We start from the raw sequence: 17,879 nt of genomic DNA, 5'->3' as shown, positions 1-17,879 counted from the left end.
GATATTGCAGATGAATCGACAAGGGAGCCTCCGGCTCCCTTTTTTGTTGGTGAAAATCACCACCTGGTTGGCTATTTTCACCAATAAACCATCCTTGAGTTTCCTCATTAAATTCCCATCTATATGTAAAACAACAATAATTTTTCTTGGCACGGCTCTTGTAATGCAATGGGAAGAGATAGCCATCCCATCAACAAGGAGCCAGACCATGAGCGTATTCAGCCGCCTGACCGACGTGATAAATGCCAACCTGCACAGCCTGCTCGACAAGAGTGAAGAGCCGGAGAAGATGCTGCGCCTGATGATCGAAGAGATGGAACAGGTGCAGGTCGAGATGCGTACCCAGGCCGCCCGGGTGATTGCTGAACAGAAACAGCTGGAGCGTCACCAGCAGGCGTTGCAGGCGCAGATCCTGGAGTGGTCGGCCAAGGCCGAGCTCGCCATCCAGAAAGGGCGTGAGGATCTGGCCCGTGCCGCTCTCACCGAGAAGCTGGCGGAAGCCAGGAAATGTGAACAGCTGGAGCAGGACAAGGCCCGGGTGGCCGAGGTGCTGGCCCAGCTCACCGCCGACAGCGAGCGACTGGCGGCCAAGCTGACCGAGGCCCGCGAGAAGCAGAAATTGCTGACCCTGCGCGAGCAGACGGCCCACAGCCGCATTCGTGCCCGTGCTCAGGTAGACAACCAGCGCATGCATGAGCTGATGGCCCGCTTTGACGGTTTTCAGGGCAGGGTCGATCAGCTGGAAGCCCAGCTGGAGGCGGCCACGCTGGGGCAGAACCCTTCGCTTGAGGCCCAGTTCCGCGAGTTGGAGCTCAATGACGAGATCGAGCGCGAGCTGGCTCGCCTCAAAGGCCAGAAGGCGGAGGTGTAACCATGAGCCCCTGGCCCAAGGATCTGGTGCATCGCAAGCTGACCGGGGTCTGTGCCGGTATTGCCAAACGGTTGGGGGTCTCCAGAGTCACGGTGCGGGTAGTGGCACTGCTCGCCCTGATCCTGATGCCGCCGCTGGCACTGGCCGCCTATCTGCTGGCGGTGCTGGTGATGCCGCCCCGTTATGAATTGAAGCGCTGGCTGGATTGACCGAGGGGTTGACCAGTCGGCAGACAAGGTACTGATAAGGAGCAAGTTATGCTGGAATTTTTCATATTGCTGGTGGTGCTGCTGGTCATGGCACTGACCGGTTTTACCCTGGTAGCCATGTTGCTGGTGAGCGGCCTGTTTGTGCTGCTGGGGGCACTGGGCGGCATGCTTGCTCTGATCATCAAGCTAGCCCCCTGGTTGCTGCTGGTGCTGGCGGTCTGCTGGCTTATCAGCAACCGCAGCAAGCGTTCCAATACCTACCTGTAACTGACCTGTAGTTGTGCAATACGTTGTGTGATGCTCCCTGATTTCCCCTTTCCGGCCACTCATTGAGTGGCCTTTTTTTGCCTGTCAGGCTCAGGTTTTGGCGGGGGCAGCTAACCACTGTGGGCTCCAGTTCTGCCAGAGCTCCGGGCTGTGGATCAGCAGCTCCTTGAAGGATTTTGGCTGCTGCTTGAGGCGGTATTCGATGCGCAGGGCCGCCCCTTTCTCGCCGACTTCCTGCTGCCACGCCAGCGTCAGTGGCCCCTTGCCGCGCAGGGCGCGGGAGCCCTTGCCACTCTGATGCTGGCGCAGACGGCGCAGTGGATCCGTGCTGATCCCGGTATAGAGCAGGCCAGTGGCGGTACGCACCATATAGACAGACCAGCGCGAAGGCTCTGATGGTTGTGGCACTGGCGGAGTGGTCACGGGTTTTCTCATTCAAATTCTCTGTGCCAAACTCAGAGGCAGCTCAAGGAGGTGCGATGAGAGTCTGGTTCTGGTTGTGGTTACTGTTGTCGGTCCCGGCTCTGGGGGAGACTATCCGTCTCTACGATTACCATCAGCATCCGCCCTTCAATACCGGTGGGGATGCAGGGCTGAGCCGCGAGCTGGTCAAGTATCTCAATGAAAAGCTGGGGGGTGAACCCAAGATCGAACTCTGGCTGGTCAATCGCGCCCGGCTGGCGCTGGAGATGGCGGATCCCGACTTTGACGGTCTGGTGGTCTGGGTCAATCCCGCCTGGGTAGGGGATCCCCATCGCGAGCGTTATCTCTGGACCTTTCCGGTGATGCGCGACACCAACGAGCTGATCTCGAACATCGATAATCCGGTTACCTATCGCGGGCCCGATTCCCTCAATGGACTGGTGTTTGGCGGGGTGGAGGGCTATCGCTATCAGGGGATCGATGAGGCGGCCGCCGGGGGTGAGCTGGTGCGCCACGATGCCAAGAAGGTGAAGATCAATCTGGATCTGCTGGTGCGCGGGCGCATCGATGTGACTCTGGTGCCCGGATCGGCCCTCGCGTTTGTCACCCATGTCCCGGCCTATGAGGGCAAGCTGTTTGTCTCGCCCTTTCCCCAATCCAGCTATACCCGCCATATTTTGATTCCCCAATCCCGTGCCGATCTCCATGCCCGCCTCAACAACATTGCCGAGCAGATGGACAAGGACCCCCGTTGGCACAAGGTGCTGGAGTCCTATCGTGGCACACCCTGAGGGCGACGCTTGAGCCGGTGCAGTGGCAGCAGGCTCACCAACAGACCCGACCAGACGAAGGCAAAGCCGACCGTCTTGATGGGGTCCGGGGCTTCGCCAAACCAGTAGATGGCGAGCAGGAAGGCGAGGCTGGGCTCGATATATTGCAGCAGCCCCACAGTGCTCATCCGGGTTCTCGCCACTGCATAGCAGAACAGCCCCACCGGCAGCAGGGTGGCGGGCGCACTGCCCATCAGCAGCAGCTTGTCGGCCAAATCCCCGTTCACGAATGCCCCTTCCCCGTGCCACGCCAGGGTGCCGATGATGATCAGCGCGACGGGCTGTTGCACCATGGCTTCCAGATAGAGGCTGGTGCCGGTGTCGTAGTGGATCTTCTTCTTGATAAGGCCGTAGCAGGCGAAGTTGGCCCCCATGATGAGGGAGAACCAGGGGAGCTGGCCGTAGCAGAACAGCATGTAGGCAAGCCCCGCCAGCGCCAGTGCGACCGCCAGATGCTTTTGCGGGGTGAGCCGCTCTTTCAGGAAGATGACGGCGAATACGATATTGAACAGCGGGGTCATAAAGAAGGCGAGGCTGGTGGTCAGCACCTGTCCGGTGGTGAGGCACCAAGTGAACATGCACCAGCTGATGGACATAACGGGGCCCGCCAGCAGAATGAGGCCGAGCTGGCGCGGCTCACTGCGTAACCGTGCCCACGGCACCTGGTGGCCAAGCAGCAGAAACAGGGCACCCAGCAGCACCACAGACCAGAGCACCCGGTGGGAGATCAGCTCCCACATGTTGACCTCGGGCATGAATTGATAATAGAGCGGCAGCATCCCCCACAGGATGAAGGAGAGGGTTGCGGTGCCGGTACCTAGCCAGTTTTTCATTATTGTCCGTTTATTAAATTAAACACCCATGGCGATAGTAGGGGGAGTGCCTTGTTTCCACAAGAGGGGAAATAGGGAAATGCTGGTACTATCAACGTCATGCAGCGAATCGATAAGTTGTTTGAGCAAATCAGGGCCTGCCGTCTGTGCGAGGCGCATCTGCCGCTGGGGCCTCGTCCGGTGATCCGCGGGGCCGAGAGTGCCCGCCTGCTGATCATCGGTCAGGCGCCCGGCACCCGGGTGCATGCCAGCGGTATCCCGTGGGATGACCCCTCCGGTGACAGGCTGCGCCAGTGGCTCGGGGTCGATAAAACCACCTTCTACGACGAATCCCGCATCGCCATCATGCCGATGGGTCTCTGCTATCCCGGCAAGGGCAAGTCGGGCGATCTGCCGCCCAGACCCGAGTGCGCGCCCACCTGGCACGACAAGGTATTGATGCTGTTGCCCAACATCGAACTGACCCTGCTGATCGGCCAATACGCCCAGAACCGCTATCTGGGCAAGGCGGCCAAGGGGTCGCTTACCGAGACGGTGCGTTGCTGGGCTGACTATGGCCCCGGCTGGCTGCCGTTGCCGCATCCTTCACCGCGCAATACTCTGTGGCTGAGGAAGAATCCCTGGTTCGAGCAGGAGATAGTCCCCCATCTGCAGCAAAGGGTCGCCCCTTTGCTGGAACGACCCTGAGCGCTTAAACCGCCGGTTCAGCCAGTGGTTTGGGTTTGCTGCGGGCCATGGCGACCAGCGGCAAGATGATGCAGAGGCACCCCAGCAGCAGCGGCAGGCCCGGCTGCTCGTCAAACAGCCACACCCCGATGGCAACCGCCATCAACAGGCCGGTGTACTCCGCCGAGGCGATTTTGCTCGCCTCTGCCTGGCGATAGGCCACCACGCACAAGCCCGCATAGACCATGATCAGCGCCGACGAGCCGAAGGCGGGCCACCACATCTGCCACTGCCAGTCGCCCCCTTCCCACAGTGCCAGCGCCAGAATGAAGGGCATGCTCAGCACGTTGGTGAAAAACAGGGTCTGGGCGATGGGCTGCTTGAGCGGGATCCGCTTGATCAGCAGATTGTTGAGCGCCATCGACAGCGCCACCCCGAGCGCCGCCAGCGCGGCCCAGTTCACCTCGGTCGGGCGCAGCACGATCAGCACCCCGATAAAGCCGAGCAGTGCCGTCAGTACCTTTTGGCGCGAGATCGCTTCCCCCGACATCCACACCGCCAGCGGCACCATCATCAAAGGCGCGGCATAGAACAAGGCATTGGCGGTGGCAAGCGGCAAGCGGGTGAGGGCGATCACCATCAGGCAGACGCCGACCGCCCAGATATGGGCCCGCAGCAGGTGCCATTTGATGGCTACCGGCGGGTTGCGGCGCCATGACCAGAGCAGCCAGGGCATCAGCAGAATGGCGGCCGAGAGCTGGCGAAAAAAGACAAACTGGAATACGGGCTGATCCGGCTCCAGTACCTTGACCAGTGCATCGGAAAAGACCGCCACCATGTTGCCCAGCACCAGATAAAGGATGCCGATCCCTACTGCATTCATACCACCTCCCACTTCAGATGAGGGGGAGGGTAGCGCGAGGGCCGTTATCCAGTAAAATGATAAAAAATGACCATGCATGAGATTTTTAGATAATGAAGCTGCCACCCCTCCGTGCCGTGCAATATTTCGAGGTGGTCGCTCGCCTGCTCAGCTTCTCCCGCGCAGCCCTTGAACTGAACGTCAGCCAGAGTGCGGTCAGCCATCAGATCCGTCTGTTGGAGGATTTTTTGGGGGAGCGCTTGCTGCTGCGTCAGGGGCGGCTGCTCTCGCTGACGCCGCAGGGGGAGAGTTACTTCGAGGGGATTGCCGCCGGGCTCAGCCAGATTGCCCAGAGCAGCGAGCAACTGCGCGGTGGTGGCGAGATGCGGTTGCGCCTCGCGGTCTACAGCTCGTTTGCGGTGAAGTGGCTGATCCCACGGTTGGCCGGGTTGCGCCAACTCTACCCCGAGCTGGATTTGAGTCTGGAGATGGTGGCGGAAGACCCCGAGCTTTCTGATCGGGTGGCGGACTGTTTTATTACAGTGTCGCCCCACGGGCGTGGCTACTGTCACGATCTTATCTATCAGGAGCGGCTCTTTCCGGTCTGCAGTCGCCGCCTGTTGCAGCAGGTCAGCGGGGAGTGGCCAGAGGCCATCTGGCAGTTGCCGCTGCTGTCGGTGCAGTCCATCTACAAGGCGCGGGGCGAGGATTGGCAGCGCTGGGCCAAGGCGGGCGGGCTGGTGATTCCGGACGAGGCGCGGATGCACCACTTCAGTCATGTGCTGTTGGCAATGGAGGCGGCGGCCTGGGATCAGGGGGTGGCGTTCGTGAATGACTACATGCTGCGCCCCGATGATCCCCAGCTGGTGGCCTTGCCGGTACACCAGCTGGAGACGGGGGATGCCTTCTACTTTACCTGCAAGCGATCCCGGGCCCATGAGCCCGCCATCAGCCGGTTGCGCCAGTGGCTGATGATGGAGACACGCCAGAGCATGCCGCTCTAGCCTGCGCCGTTACGCTCTCTTGAACTGGCTCAGCACAAACAGGCTGGTGGCGCAGACGACGACTGATGGCCCGGCCGGGGTGTCTTGATACCAGGAGAGGGTCAGCCCGCCGAGCACGGCGAGACAGCCGATCAGCGCGGCAAAGCCGGCCATCTGCTCCGGTGTCTGGCTGAAGCGACGGGCGGTGGCGGCGGGGATGATCAGCAGGGAGGTGATAATCAGTGCGCCGACAAACTTCATCGCCACGGCGATCACCAGCCCAATCAGCAGCATCAAGACACAGCGCAGCACATCGACCCGGATCCCCTCGACCCGCGCCAGCTCTTCCGAGATGGTCATGGAGAGCAGGGGGTCCCACAACCGCCACAGGGTGAGCAGCACCAGAGCGCCACCGCCGTAGATCCAGAGTAGATCTATCGGTTGTACCGAGAGCAGGTCGCCGAACAGGTAGGCCATCAGATCCACCCGCACATTATCCATAAAACTCAAGGTGACCAGACCGAGCGACAGGGCGCTGTGGGCCAGAATGCCGAGCAAGGTATCGGTGGCGACCTGCTGGTTGCGGCTCATGATCACCAGCAGCATCGCCATGGCGAGGCAGCAGACCACCACCGCCAGGGTGAGATCGACCTGCAGCAGGATGCCCAGCGCGATGCCGAACAGACAGGCATGGGAGAGGGTGTCGCCAAAATAGGCCATCTTGCGCCATACCACGAAGCTGCCAAGGGGGCCGGCTAGCAGGGCGATGCCGAGGCCGGCCGCGAGGGCGTATAACAGAAAGCTGTCCACTTGAATGTCCTGTTGCTTGCGCTATTTGCTGTGAGCGTTGTTGCGAGAGGGCAGGCGGATGACGGGGGCCTGCGGTTCATGATGATGGTGTTCGCCGTCGCAGTGGTGATGATGGGTATAGACCGCCAGCACCTCCTGTTCCGGGCGCCCGAACAGACGGGCAAATTCGGGATGGCGGGCCACGCTTTCCGGTTCGCCATGACAACAGACGTGGCGATTGAGGCAGATAACCTCGTGGGTGCTGGCCATCACCAGATGCAGGTCGTGGGAGACCATCAGCACGGCGCAATTGAATTCGGCGGCGAGCTGGCCGATCAGGGCGTAGAGCTCGATCTGGCCGTTGATATCCACCCCTTGCACCGGCTCGTCCAGCACCAGCAGCTCGGGTTTCACCAGCAGAGCGCGAGCCAGCAGCACACGCTGCATCTCACCGCCGGAGAGTTTTTGCATCCGGTTCTCCAGCAATCCCTCTGCGCCCACTCGGGCCAGCGCCTCCTCGATGGAGAGGCGGCTGTTTTTGCCCAGTTGCAGGAAGCGGCGTACCGTCAGCGGCAGGGTAGGATCCAGATAGAGGCGCTGGGGCACATAGCCGACTCTCAGATCGCGGCTGCGGGTGATCTTGCCCGAATCCGGCGTAAGCAGGCCCAGCACCAGCTTGCTCAAGGTGCTCTTGCCCGCCCCATTGGGGCCGACCAGGGTGGTGATTTTGCCTTTATTGAGGGTAAAGGAGACCTTGTCGAGCACAGAGCGCCCATCAAACGAGAGAGAGACCTCTTTCAGCTCCACCAATTGGCTCATGACAACTCCGGGGTTTACAGCCAGTGAGAGTTATAATATAACAAAAAGCAGCTGTTATATTATCACATACTCACCCCCTGACGAGATTCATCAATGAGAATTATTGCGCTTTTCACTGCCTTGCTGGCGGTGAGTTTGCCTGTCCGTGCCCTTGAGGTGCTGACCACCATCAAGCCGCTTGGCTTCATCGCAGCGGCGATCACCGACGGGGTGAGCGAGCCCAAGGTATTGCTGCCGACTGGCGCCTCTCCCCACGATTTTTCCCTGCGTCCGTCCGATATTCGCAGCATCAACAGCGCTGGTCTGGTGGTGTGGGTCGGCCCCGAGCTGGAAGGCTTCATGGCCAAGCCGCTGGCCAATCATCCCCATGCACTGACCCTGACTCAGGTTGAGGGGATGCAGCTATTCAACTACGCGACTCAGGATAGTCACGATTCTCATGACCATGATGATCACGATCATGGCGCTCACGAGCACGGTGACCACGATCATGATGAAGGGCATGAGGGACATCATCACGAAGGAGTCGATCCCCACATCTGGCTTGGCCCGACGCAGGCCAAGGTGATTGCCAAGGCGATCGCAAGCGAATTGGGCAAGCTGGACCCGGCCAATCAGGCTCGCTATGACGCCAACCTCGCGGCATTTGATGCCAAGGTGGATGCCAAAGACAAGGTGATTGCTGGCCAGATGAAGGCGGTGAACCAGAAGGGGTACTTTGTATTCCACGAGGCGTATGGCTACTGGGAACGTCACTACGGTATGAGTTCAAAAGGTCACTTCACCGTGAGCCCGGAGCGTCGCCCTGGCGCCAAGACGCTGGTGGATATTCGCAAGGCACTGGAAGAGAAGCAGGCGAGCTGCATCTATGCCGAGCCGCAATTCTCACCGGCAGTCATCGAATCGGTGGCGCGTAATACCGGTGCAAAAGTGTTGCTACTGGATGAAGTAGGTGAACAGGTGCCACTCGGTCCGGATGGTTATCCCCAGTTCATGCAGCAATTGGCTGACGCATTCGCCCAGTGCCGCTGATAACCTGCTGAGCCTCGTACTCGGACGGACTATACTGACCTCCAGCATCTGACATGGAGTGTCTGCTATGAAATGGTTGTTGATCCCGGCCTGCACTTTGGCTCTATGTTGCGCCAACGTGCAGGCATCGCGTCTTTCCGAGTACATTGCCAGTCCGGATCTGCGGGCCAAACTGCAGGAAGTGTATGGTGGCCGCGCCATTCAGCGGGCCGAGGCATTCTCTCGCCTGTTGACCCCCAGAGCGGGCACTACCGACCAGCAGAAGGTCGAGCTGGTGAACAACTACTTCAACAATCTGACCTACAGCGAGGATCCCAAACTGTGGGGGGATGAGGATTACTGGGCCAATCCGCTGGAGTTTATCGGTGCCCGGGGTGGGGATTGTGAGGATTACAGCATCTCCAAGTACTACACCCTGATGGAGCTGGGGGTGGATGAGAAGAAGCTGCGGCTGGCCTACGTCAAGGCGGTGCGTTACAACCAGTTCCACATGGTAACGCTCTACTTCCCGACTCCCAAGGCTGACCCACTGGTGCTCGATAACATCAACAGCCGGATCCTGCCAGGTAGCAAGCGTACCGATCTGATACCCGTCTACAGCTTCGATGCCAAAAGCATCTGGATCATGAAGTCGCGCCGGGAAGGTACGCTGGCAGGGAGTGCCGATAGGCTAGCGCAGTGGACATCGATGAAGACTCGTTTCTCCAGCGAGCAACTGCGCTCTCCCCGTCGTCAGCTATAGCTTGCCTGCTGCTTTCAACTCCTCGAAATATTTCGCCGCGCCCGGATGCTGTTCAATGCTCAGCACCGGGCCGGTTTTATTGCGCGCCCGGTGAAACATATTGGCGTAACCGTACGTCTGCTCATTGAACTTGGTCTGCTGGGTCAGCATGGCTTTAGTCAGCCGATAGACAGATTCTTCCGGCATGGCTGCATTGGTCACCAGGGTAGCGGCGATGGCAAAGGTCGGGGTCGCTTTCAGGTTGCCAGGGTAGATGCGGGCGGGCACTTGGCTGCGCTGATAGTAACTGACGCCCTTGAGTAACTGATCCCGGGTGGCCCCTTCGATGGGTAGGAAGCGGACGGCGCAGCGTTTGGCGGTGTCGAGCACGATCCGGTTCGGGTGCCCCATCACCAGCGCAAACGCGTCAATCTGTTTGCTGCAAAGTGCATCGGACTGATTGGCCATGCTCTTCAAATCAAGATCCTGCTCTTGTGCTCCCAGTTGATTGAACAGGGCCAGTGCGGTCTGGCGTGTGCCAGATCCCTTCAGCCCCATATCGATAGGTACCAGTTTAAGCTGCTCCAGTGATGTGATATCCCCGTCGGCACGGATCACTATGGTGAATGGCTCGGCATGAGTAGCAAATAGGGCGCGCAGCTCGGGTTGTGGCTGTGTGGCAAACAGGCCCAAGCCCTTGCTGGCTTGATACAGCCAATCGGACTGCACCATGGCGTAGGAAGACTCGCCGCTCTTAAGTCGCTGCAGGTTTTCTATTGAACCTGATGTTCCCTGCAGTGCGCATTTTAGTTGCTCATCGGTCTCATGGGCCAGGCGGCAAAACTCTTTGGTTATCTGGTGATAAATACCCTGTTCACCCCCGGTGCCAATCGTAATGGATTCGGCCATCAGGCCGGGTTGCCAAAGCAGAGGCAATAACATGGCGAGCTTTTTCATGCTTGAGCCTCCTTGGCATAACCATCGATACCCCAGTTTCGCAGCTGGTCTCTGTCGTTGCACTCGCCCGCTTCTGCCAGCAGGGTATAACCGGCGGCATGCATGGTCTGGGAGAGCAGGTTCCAATAGAGCGGCGCATCGGTCAGCTGACAGCTGATAAAAATGGGATTGAGCGGGTCGAGCAGATTAAGCGTGTCTGCGTTCAGGGGAATGGCACTGAAGGCGAGTTCACAGCCCTGCTCCTGCAGCGCGGCTAATGCGGGCTGGCCGTGGGAGGGGAAGGAGACCACATCCCAACGCCAATCCAGCGTTTTGCCACGGCCCTGGGTCAGCAAAGGGGCAATCTCGGTCCATTGCGGGTGATTGAGCAACGAGAGTGGCAGGGAGATACCCTCTACGTGCAGTTGTTGCCACTGCTGCAATGCAGCTTGGATGACCGTCAGATCCGTGTTGGCAGAGAGCGTCTGGCTGGGTAAAAAACGCTGATAGAGTGCAATATCCCCCTGGGTAGAAGCAAAAGTTTGTAGTTGCCCGCCTTCTGGCAACGGGTCCAGCCCTTGCAGTGGTTGTGAAGTTGGCGGGGGTAGCTGTTTTCCCAGCTGGGTAATTTTGAGCCGTTGTTGCAACAGATCCCGTTTGCGTTCGGATACCAGTTGATTGATGGAGAGCGACACCTCTTTGAGGTCTTGCAGCCAGGGGGTTGGCAGGGCGCTGTTGAACTGATGTTTGCGGACCCGGATCAACTGCAGGTTGATCTGTTCCAGCGGTTGTAGCAGGCGTTTGCAAACCAGGGAGATGATCAGGGTAAACACGACGAGTCCTGCCAGCAGCGCCAGACCGGTGCGGCTGATGGCATTCCACAAATGCTGATAGGCGTAGCCGCTATGTCCTTCCAGAGTCAGGGTGCCCAGCATGCGCCAACCATCGGTCAACTCTTGCTCAATCTTGACGGGGGGCATGCCGATAACAGAGGGGAGCCAGCTTGGTACATTTTGCTGGGTAGCGTGGAATACTTTCTGAAACAGCAACTGGCCATCGGGATCAATCAGGGTGACCGAGCTGACGAAACCGCCATCAAACATGGCGTTGACGATAGTTTCAGCCAGCACTTTGTCGTCATTGAGCAAGGTGCCCTGCAAGACCAGCCCCAGCGCGGTAATTGCCGTCTCCAGGTTGGCGGACATCTGATCGAGGATCGACTGGCGGATGGTCGTGGCCTCCAGAGCAAACAGCAGCACGGCACCGATCAAGAACAGTACGAGAATTATCCGGCTCAACAGTTTTGATAACGTCATATCCACTCCATGGAAAAGATATCGCAACATTTTGGGTTTCTATTCAGAGTCGAATCCGACCCGGTTCTTAAAAATAGGAAAAAATGGTTAAAAAAGACGATCATTTCTGCCCATCAGGGCAGGTTATGCATAAAATGTGAAGTTCATGCAGATTGTGATGAACTATCTGTGTTTGTTTTTGTCCAAAGAACAGTTTTATGCGGTTTTGTCACAACGGATCGCGCGACTCACACTCTTTAGATCTAAATACAGGATAGCGGATGAAACGTCTCCGTCCCTTGGTAGTGCAGGCTACCAATTGGGAACCCCCGGTTCCCCGCAAACATTTTTATGCGATGCTGATGCTGACGGCCATGACGCTGTCGGCAGTGGCATTATTGCCAGCGCCTGGTGACATCCTGGAGCGGCCGCTGCGTCTTGAGTTGCCCATTGATACCGCCGGTACGGCAACCAATGAAAACAACACCGACTTTAACGAAATCCCTGATCATGAGCTGGTGGATCAGAGTGCGCCGGATGACGATATCCCGGTCGATGCCACTCCCCAGTGGCAGGATTATCGGGTGCGTAATGGCGAAAACCTGACCGCTATCTTCAACAACCTCGGGCTCTCTACCACCACCCTCTACAAGGTGCTGGATGCAGACAACAAGAACCATTTGGCGCGGCTCAAGCCGGGACAGAATATCGAGCTGTTGATTGATCAGGACAATATCCTGCAGCAACTGAAGATCCGCCTGAACATCAAGCAGACCCTGGTGATGGAACGTGGGGGCGAGGCGTATAGCTCCACCATGATCAACGAGAAGGTGGAGTGGCAACCGCAGCGTTACAACGGTGTGATCAACGGTAGCTTCTATGTCAGTGCCCGCAATGCAGGCATCCCTGCCAACCATATCCAGAAGATTGCCAACCTGTTCCAGTGGCGGATGAATTTTGCCAAAGATTTGCAAAAGGGCGACACGTTCAAGGTACTGGTGCGCCAGGAGACGGTAGAAGGAAAGAGCACTGGCAATAGCCAGCTGTTGGGGGTGGAAGTAACCAGCCAGGGCCAGAATACCTCGGCGTGGCTCTCGGAAGACGGTAACTATTACGATGCTCAGGGCAACAGTCTGGAGCGCGGTTTCCGCCGTTATCCGACTCATAGCCGCTACCGGATCAGCTCCAACTTCAACCCGGCGCGTAAACATCCAGTGACCGGCGCTATTCGTCCGCATGAAGGGACTGACTTTGCCTTGCCGGTGGGTACGCCGGTATTGGCTACCGGTGATGGTGTCGTCCAGAAGGCGACCAGACACCCGCTGGCGGGTACCTATGTTGTTATCAAGCATGGCCGCACCTTGGCGACCCGCTATCTGCATCTGAGCAAGCTGCTGGTCAAGCCGGGGCAACGGGTGAAGATGGGCGACAAGATTGGCCTTTCCGGGAACACTGGCCGTTCTACCGGTGCGCACCTGCACTATGAGCTGCGCATCAATAACCGTCCGGTCAATGCCATGACCGCCAAACTGCCGATGGCTGAGCCCTTGAGTGGCAAGGAACGTCGTCAGTTCCTCGCTAAAGTGAAGAGTTATCGCAAGGAGCTGGCAGCTGGCTGATGCTGAGTAAGCCATCCTGATATAGAAAGGCCCCGCCAGACTGGCGGGGCCTTTTTACATGGGTAGCAACCGGCAGGGTCAGTAACCTTTGTCGAAGTCGATTTTGCTATCCAGCGGTTGCCCATCGATAAAGCGGATGTAATTGCGAATAAAAATCTGGGCAACATCCTCTGGAAAACTGTAACCACTGTTGTGGGGGGTGACGATGAGGTTGGGCTGGCCCCACAGCGGGCTGTCGGCAGGTAGGGGCTCTTGCTCAAACACATCCAGCACTGCCATCGCCAGCTTACCGGTACGCAGGGCGGTGAGCAGATCGCCTGAGTGAACTGCGCTGCCACGGCCGACATTGAACAGGATAGCTCCGGGTTTGAAGTGTTCGAAGCGAGCGGCATTGAACAGATGGCGGGTATCACGGGTGGCAGGCAGCACGCTGACGATGACATCGGCTTGGGCCAGCATCTTGTTGAGCGCAGGCAGTTGATAAACCTGATCAAAACCGGCGCGCTCCCGGCCGCTACGGCTGATGCCCAGCACCTTCATACCAAAATGTTTGCCGGTGTGGGCAATATGCTGGCCAATGCTGCCGGTACCCAGGATTAACATCGTGCGGCCTTTGAGTCCCTGATAGGGGTGGCTTTGCCACAGGCGTTGCTTTTGCTGCTCCCGATAAACGGGCATTTGGCGCATCAGGCTGAGCAGATGGCCAAAAACATATTCGCTCATCAACGGGCCGAAGATACCGCGCACATTGGTGAGCTGATAGTCGCGGCGACTGTCGGGATCGAGCAGTACATCGACTCCGGCGTAGGTGGACTGCAACCAGCTCAGCTTGCTGGCCTTGGGCAGCAGCGGTTTGGCGCGGGCTGGCTCTGCCATCAGAATGTGAGCCTCACCAATCAGTTTTTCGGCATCGAGCTGATTGTTGGCCTGCAGAATACGCAGATGGGGCAGATTGGCGGCCTTGAGCAGCCGTTCGTAGTGAGCATTATCCTGGCTGAGCAAAAGAAGGGTACGTTGGCTCATACTCTTGTTCCTTATCAGAATTTGCGGCGCAACAAGATGCCGCTCTCGCCCCATCTTACCTGACTTCATATCGCAACATAGCTGACCAGGGCGCTTTTTCGTTTTCGCCGCGCCCCTCGTGGGCTACAATCTGCCCCACATTTTGCAAAGGATCCGACTCCAGTGTTTGGTGACAAGTTTTATAAGCGACTGGCCGAGCTACAGCCTTGGCAACAGACCGTCTACACCCTGGCGCTGGCAGAGCGCATGTACCCCAACTATGCCCTGTTCTGTCAGGCCTCCGGCTTTGGCAATGCAGGCGCCTTCCGGCACTCGCTGGATCAGCTGTGGGCCTACCTCACCATCAAGGGATCCCGGGTCAATCTGGGGGCCATTCTGGAAGAGTTCGAAACCCATATTCCGGATCCCCGCAAGTTTGAATCCTACGGCGCCTATCCTGCGCTGGATGCTTGTGTCGCACTGGGTTGCGCTTACAGCTCTGTGATCTGCCGGATCGGTGAAGAGGCCTTTGATGCCAGCCACGCTTCGGTCGGCACGGTTGCCGGTTTTATCGAGCTATTGGAAGAGCGAGACCTGACCGAAGAGGAGCTCTACGAACACGAGTACATGGAGGCCGAGCTGGAATTCCAGGTTGAGCTGCTCAAGCGGGTGGCCCACGAACGCGATAGCGATCGTATCCTGGCGATCAAGGTGTTTGCCGCTCAGGATGGCGTCTCCAACATCGGGATCAGTCTGGAAGAGTAATCTCCAGCGCGACCTGATACCAAAAAGCTCCCGAACGGGAGCTTTTTTTGTGCCTGAACAAGGTGCTCTGCTTACTACTCTTCGGTGAGCGATCTGACGCTCAGCACGGGGGCGGCATCGATTTCATCGGCATTCATCATGACGGAGATCCGCTGTAGTGAAGAGAGCAGCAGACTTTGCTCCCAGGCTTCGAGAGCATGAAATCGCTGGACGAAACGCTCCTGCAGTGGTGTCGGTGCCTGGGCCAGTAGCACACGACCGGCATCAGTTAGGGTGGCATGCACTTTGCGTTTGTCGGTCTCGCTGCGAATACGCTGCACCAGCTGACGGTTTTCCAGCCGATCCATGATGGTGGTGGCGGTGGCCTGGCTCATATTGGTGTGATCGGCCAGTTGCCGCATGGAGATCTGCCCCAATTCATTTATTCCTTTGAGCAATAACAGTTGGGGTGAGGTGAGGCCAGCTTCTTTGATCAAGCGCTTGGAGTGCATATCGATAGCTCGAATAATCTGGCGCAGCGCAACCAGCACTTCATCATGTTTTTCCATGGGTTCTGAATCATTGCGGGGATTGAAAGGAGCAAAATTTTGCTCCTGACCGATCAAAAGGTCAATGTCGTTATTACTCTAATGGTTTATGTTCAAAGTAATTTTGTGTTAGGTTAGCCGACTCTTCGCAGTGTTAGACCTGACATTTTAGGAATAGACCATGATGAACGAGCTTGATATGAAGGCCCTGGTTAATGGGTTAAAAATAGTAAGAGTTCGCTATGAACTGCCAGATACCTCGGCTTTTGTACGCTATCAACCCGCTTATGAAGAAGATCCCAACACCCTGAAGGTACACCACTACGATGGTGAACTGCCGCTCTCCTGTAGTGAGACAGGTCATTTCAACCTAAAGGAGTTGGTGAACGAATTGCGCTATGCCTATGTGCTGGTTCACCTCTTTCCTGACGAGAGTGCGATGAACTTCTACCTGACCGGTCTTGATACCGGACTGGCCCAACTGGAGTTTATCGGTGGCTCTTATGACTTCAACCGGCTCTGGATCACCAGTGGCATCTCCAATGTCGGCGTGCCGATGGCCATTTTCCTCGGCAAGCGCCATGCAGTGAATGGCCAGCCTTCGGTCACCCTGGTGGATCATCGTGAGCTGGCCACCGGCAAGCTGGTCTATCGCGCCATTGGTGGTGCCGGTGATCATGTGGGTGAAGAGTTTTTCAACAACGACTAAGGAGGCCTGATGATAGCAACCAAGGGGCTACTAAAAGGCCTCAACCCCACAATGGCCATGACGGCCCTCACCGTGATCACTCTGTTTCTGCTGTTTGGCGTATTTGTCCCCGAGACCGCTGCGGCCTGGTTCACCGGTGCCAAGGATCAGATTATTGCCGGGTTCAAGTGGTACTACATTTTGCTGGTCGCCCTGTTCCTGTTCTTCGCTATCTACCTGATGTTCAGCCGTTTTGGCAGCATCCGGTTGGGTGACGACGACCAGGTACCGGAGTTCGGTTACTTTGCCTGGTTCTCCATGCTCTTTAGTGCCGGTATGGGGATTGGTCTGGTGTTCTGGAGCATTGCCGAGCCAATGAATCACCTGCAGGGCAATCCCTTTATCACCGAAGGAATGACACCCGAGGCGGCCCAGGTCGCCATGCGCCTCACTTTCTTTCATTGGGGGCTGCACCCTTGGGCCATCTATGTGATCGTTGGCCTGTCGCTGGCCTTCTTCAGTTATCGCCGCAAGTTACCACTGGCGATCCGCTCGGTGCTCTACCCAATCCTCGGCGATCGCATTTACGGCTTCTGGGGCCATGCAGCCGACGTACTGGCGGTGTTTGGTACTGTATTCGGGGTGGCTACTTCTCTTGGCCTTGGCGTGGCACAGATGAATACCGGTCTGAATCAGATGTTTGGCATGGCGGTATCGCAGTCGAACCAGCTTTGGTTGATTGGCGGGATCAGTCTTATCGCCACTCTGTCGGCGGTCTCTGGTGTGGGGCGCGGGGTCAAGCTGCTCTCCGAGCTCAACATCTGGCTGAGCGTGTTCGTCCTGGCGCTCTTTCTGGTGCTGGGGCCCACAATTTATATCCTCAACTCCTATGTGCAGAACATCGGTGATTACCTGCAAAACATCGTCAAATTGAGCTTCTGGACCAACTCAGAAGCCAACGGCACCTCGGCCTGGCAGTCGAGCTGGACGGCGTTTTACTGGGGCTGGTGGATCGCCTGGGCACCGTTTGTCGGCATGTTTATTGCCCGCATTTCCAAGGGGCGAACCATTCGTGAGTTCGTGCTCGGCGTGTTGTTGGTGCCTTCATTGCTCGGCATGTTCTGGCTTACCGTATTCGGCGGTACGGCGATGAATCTGGAGCTGTTTGGCGGTGGCGGTGTGGTCGCTGCGGTGAATCAGGATGTCACCCTGGCGCTCTATCAGACGGTGGAGTTGCTGCACTGGGGGACCTTGGGCTGGATTGCCAAAGGGGTGCTGACCTTGCTGATCTGTACCTACTTCATTACCTCCAGTGACTCGGGCACCCTGGTCATCACCACCTTGCTCTCCATTGGCGATCAGGATCCACCTGTGTTGCATCGGGCAATCTGGGGTTTGGGACAGGGGCTGGTCGCGGCCATTTTGCTGCTCTCTGGTGGATTGGCGGCCCTGCAGGCGGCCAGTATTATCGCCGCGTTGCCTTTTTCGGTGATCATGCTGGCGATGTGTTACTCGCTGATGTTGGGGCTCAAGCAGGAGAGCCAGCGCCAGTTTGAGTACCGCCAGAATCTGAAGCGCCACGATGGCTCATCCCATATGAGCCTGCTGGATCGCATTGGTCCGGCATAACGGCAGCACCAAGGGGCGCCTCTTCATATGTAAACGTGAGATGTAAACCTGGATGCAAAACGGCCGCCCTGGCGATGCTCTCCTTGCGGAGCTCATCATCAGGGCGGCCGTCT

At 57.7% G+C, this 17,879-nt stretch carries 21 protein-coding genes; 12 read left to right on the top strand and 9 right to left on the bottom strand.

Annotated elements, in window-relative coordinates; translation table 11 throughout:
• Positions 1-208: 208 nt before the first annotated feature.
• From pspA to pspG, 3 genes are read left to right on the top strand one after another with little or no spacing between them, the layout of a single operon-like run.
• Positions 209-871 (top strand): phage shock protein PspA, encoded by a 663-nt coding sequence (pspA, locus tag CK911_RS13955; protein ID WP_042019398.1) that lies wholly within the window; start codon positions 209-211, stop codon positions 869-871.
• Positions 872-873: 2 nt separating this feature from the next.
• Positions 874-1,080, top strand: a complete 207-nt coding sequence (locus CK911_RS13950; RefSeq protein ID WP_068979015.1) for a PspC domain-containing protein — start codon at positions 874-876, stop codon at positions 1,078-1,080.
• A 48-nt stretch (positions 1,081-1,128) separates the two neighbouring features.
• Positions 1,129-1,347, top strand: a complete 219-nt coding sequence (gene pspG, locus CK911_RS13945; RefSeq protein ID WP_005335871.1) for an envelope stress response protein PspG — start codon at positions 1,129-1,131, stop codon at positions 1,345-1,347.
• A 90-nt stretch (positions 1,348-1,437) separates the two neighbouring features.
• On the opposite strand, the gene CK911_RS13940 is transcribed toward pspG, so the two are convergent.
• Positions 1,438-1,782 carry a GIY-YIG nuclease family protein gene (locus CK911_RS13940; RefSeq protein WP_098970667.1) on the bottom strand — a complete coding sequence of 115 codons (345 nt, stop codon included), beginning with the start codon at positions 1,780-1,782 and terminating at the stop codon, positions 1,438-1,440.
• Between the two features lie 44 nt (positions 1,783-1,826).
• On the opposite strand from CK911_RS13940, the gene CK911_RS13935 reads away from it, so the two are divergent.
• Positions 1,827-2,561 (top strand): ABC transporter substrate-binding protein, encoded by a 735-nt coding sequence (locus CK911_RS13935; protein WP_098970665.1) that lies wholly within the window; start codon positions 1,827-1,829, stop codon positions 2,559-2,561.
• Here CK911_RS13935 and rarD read toward each other — a convergent pair.
• Complete coding sequence (rarD, locus tag CK911_RS13930) at positions 2,543-3,433, bottom strand: EamA family transporter RarD (protein ID WP_098970663.1); 891 nt, start codon at positions 3,431-3,433, stop codon at positions 2,543-2,545. The genes CK911_RS13935 and rarD overlap by 19 nt on opposite strands.
• Before the next feature lie 99 nt (positions 3,434-3,532).
• Here rarD and CK911_RS13925 point away from each other — a divergent pair, with 99 nt between their 5' ends.
• The gene (locus CK911_RS13925) at positions 3,533-4,120 is read left to right on the top strand and encodes a uracil-DNA glycosylase family protein (protein WP_098970661.1); all 588 of its coding nucleotides are present in this window, start codon (positions 3,533-3,535) and stop codon (positions 4,118-4,120) included.
• 4 nt (positions 4,121-4,124) lie between these two features.
• Here the strand turns inward: CK911_RS13925 and CK911_RS13920 are convergent, their stop codons facing one another.
• Positions 4,125-4,982: a DMT family transporter gene (locus CK911_RS13920; protein WP_098970659.1), complete on the bottom strand. Its 858-nt coding sequence runs from the start codon at positions 4,980-4,982 to the stop codon at positions 4,125-4,127.
• Between the two features lie 92 nt (positions 4,983-5,074).
• Here CK911_RS13920 and CK911_RS13915 point away from each other — a divergent pair, with 92 nt between their 5' ends.
• Positions 5,075-5,965: a LysR substrate-binding domain-containing protein gene (locus CK911_RS13915; protein ID WP_068979008.1), complete on the top strand. Its 891-nt coding sequence runs from the start codon at positions 5,075-5,077 to the stop codon at positions 5,963-5,965.
• 9 nt (positions 5,966-5,974) lie between these two features.
• Here CK911_RS13915 and znuB read toward each other — a convergent pair whose 3' ends face one another.
• Complete coding sequence (gene znuB, locus CK911_RS13910; protein WP_042019412.1) at positions 5,975-6,754, bottom strand: zinc ABC transporter permease subunit ZnuB; 780 nt, start codon at positions 6,752-6,754, stop codon at positions 5,975-5,977.
• Between the two features lie 21 nt (positions 6,755-6,775).
• Positions 6,776-7,552 carry a zinc ABC transporter ATP-binding protein ZnuC gene (gene znuC, locus CK911_RS13905; protein WP_042019414.1) on the bottom strand — a complete coding sequence of 259 codons (777 nt, stop codon included), beginning with the start codon at positions 7,550-7,552 and terminating at the stop codon, positions 6,776-6,778.
• A 93-nt stretch (positions 7,553-7,645) separates the two neighbouring features.
• On the opposite strand from znuC, the gene znuA reads away from it, so the two are divergent.
• Positions 7,646-8,584 carry a zinc ABC transporter substrate-binding protein ZnuA gene (gene znuA / locus CK911_RS13900; RefSeq protein ID WP_098970657.1) on the top strand — a complete coding sequence of 313 codons (939 nt, stop codon included), beginning with the start codon at positions 7,646-7,648 and terminating at the stop codon, positions 8,582-8,584.
• Between the two features lie 67 nt (positions 8,585-8,651).
• Complete coding sequence (locus tag CK911_RS13895; RefSeq protein WP_098970654.1) at positions 8,652-9,326, top strand: transglutaminase-like cysteine peptidase; 675 nt, start codon at positions 8,652-8,654, stop codon at positions 9,324-9,326.
• On the opposite strand, the gene CK911_RS13890 is transcribed toward CK911_RS13895, so the two are convergent.
• Both CK911_RS13890 and CK911_RS13885 read right to left on the bottom strand, forming a co-directional pair.
• Positions 9,321-10,262, bottom strand: a complete 942-nt coding sequence (locus tag CK911_RS13890) for a TAXI family TRAP transporter solute-binding subunit (protein WP_098970652.1) — start codon at positions 10,260-10,262, stop codon at positions 9,321-9,323. The genes CK911_RS13895 and CK911_RS13890 overlap by 6 nt on opposite strands.
• Positions 10,259-11,557 carry a LapD/MoxY N-terminal periplasmic domain-containing protein gene (locus CK911_RS13885; protein ID WP_098970650.1) on the bottom strand — a complete coding sequence of 433 codons (1,299 nt, stop codon included), beginning with the start codon at positions 11,555-11,557 and terminating at the stop codon, positions 10,259-10,261. The genes CK911_RS13890 and CK911_RS13885 overlap by 4 nt, the downstream gene beginning before the upstream one ends.
• A 260-nt stretch (positions 11,558-11,817) precedes the next feature.
• Here CK911_RS13885 and mepM point away from each other — a divergent pair, with 260 nt between their 5' ends.
• The gene (mepM, locus tag CK911_RS13880) at positions 11,818-13,155 is read left to right on the top strand and encodes a murein DD-endopeptidase MepM (RefSeq protein ID WP_098970648.1); all 1,338 of its coding nucleotides are present in this window, start codon (positions 11,818-11,820) and stop codon (positions 13,153-13,155) included.
• A gap of 78 nt (positions 13,156-13,233) precedes the next feature.
• Here the strand turns inward: mepM and CK911_RS13875 are convergent, their stop codons facing one another.
• Positions 13,234-14,178, bottom strand: a complete 945-nt coding sequence (locus CK911_RS13875) for a D-2-hydroxyacid dehydrogenase (protein ID WP_042019421.1) — start codon at positions 14,176-14,178, stop codon at positions 13,234-13,236.
• A gap of 162 nt (positions 14,179-14,340) precedes the next feature.
• On the opposite strand from CK911_RS13875, the gene CK911_RS13870 reads away from it, so the two are divergent.
• Positions 14,341-14,922, top strand: a complete 582-nt coding sequence (locus tag CK911_RS13870) for a YjaG family protein (protein ID WP_098970645.1) — start codon at positions 14,341-14,343, stop codon at positions 14,920-14,922.
• 74 nt (positions 14,923-14,996) lie between these two features.
• On the opposite strand, the gene CK911_RS13865 is transcribed toward CK911_RS13870, so the two are convergent.
• Positions 14,997-15,470 (bottom strand): MarR family winged helix-turn-helix transcriptional regulator, encoded by a 474-nt coding sequence (locus CK911_RS13865; RefSeq protein WP_042019425.1) that lies wholly within the window; start codon positions 15,468-15,470, stop codon positions 14,997-14,999.
• A 160-nt stretch (positions 15,471-15,630) separates the two neighbouring features.
• Here CK911_RS13865 and CK911_RS13860 point away from each other — a divergent pair, with 160 nt between their 5' ends.
• Both CK911_RS13860 and CK911_RS13855 read left to right on the top strand, forming a co-directional pair.
• Complete coding sequence (locus CK911_RS13860) at positions 15,631-16,158, top strand: hypothetical protein (protein WP_042019426.1); 528 nt, start codon at positions 15,631-15,633, stop codon at positions 16,156-16,158.
• A 9-nt stretch (positions 16,159-16,167) separates the two neighbouring features.
• Positions 16,168-17,766, top strand: coding sequence for a BCCT family transporter (locus CK911_RS13855; RefSeq protein WP_098970643.1), 1,599 nt, complete (start codon positions 16,168-16,170; stop codon positions 17,764-17,766).
• The last annotated feature ends 113 nt before the right edge of the window (positions 17,767-17,879 follow it).

The organism is Aeromonas sp. CU5, assembly GCF_002586745.1.
Taxonomy (GTDB): domain Bacteria; phylum Pseudomonadota; class Gammaproteobacteria; order Enterobacterales; family Aeromonadaceae; genus Aeromonas; species Aeromonas sobria.
Note: the sequence above shows the minus strand (reverse complement) of the source record. Positions and strands in the feature narration are given on the sequence as shown.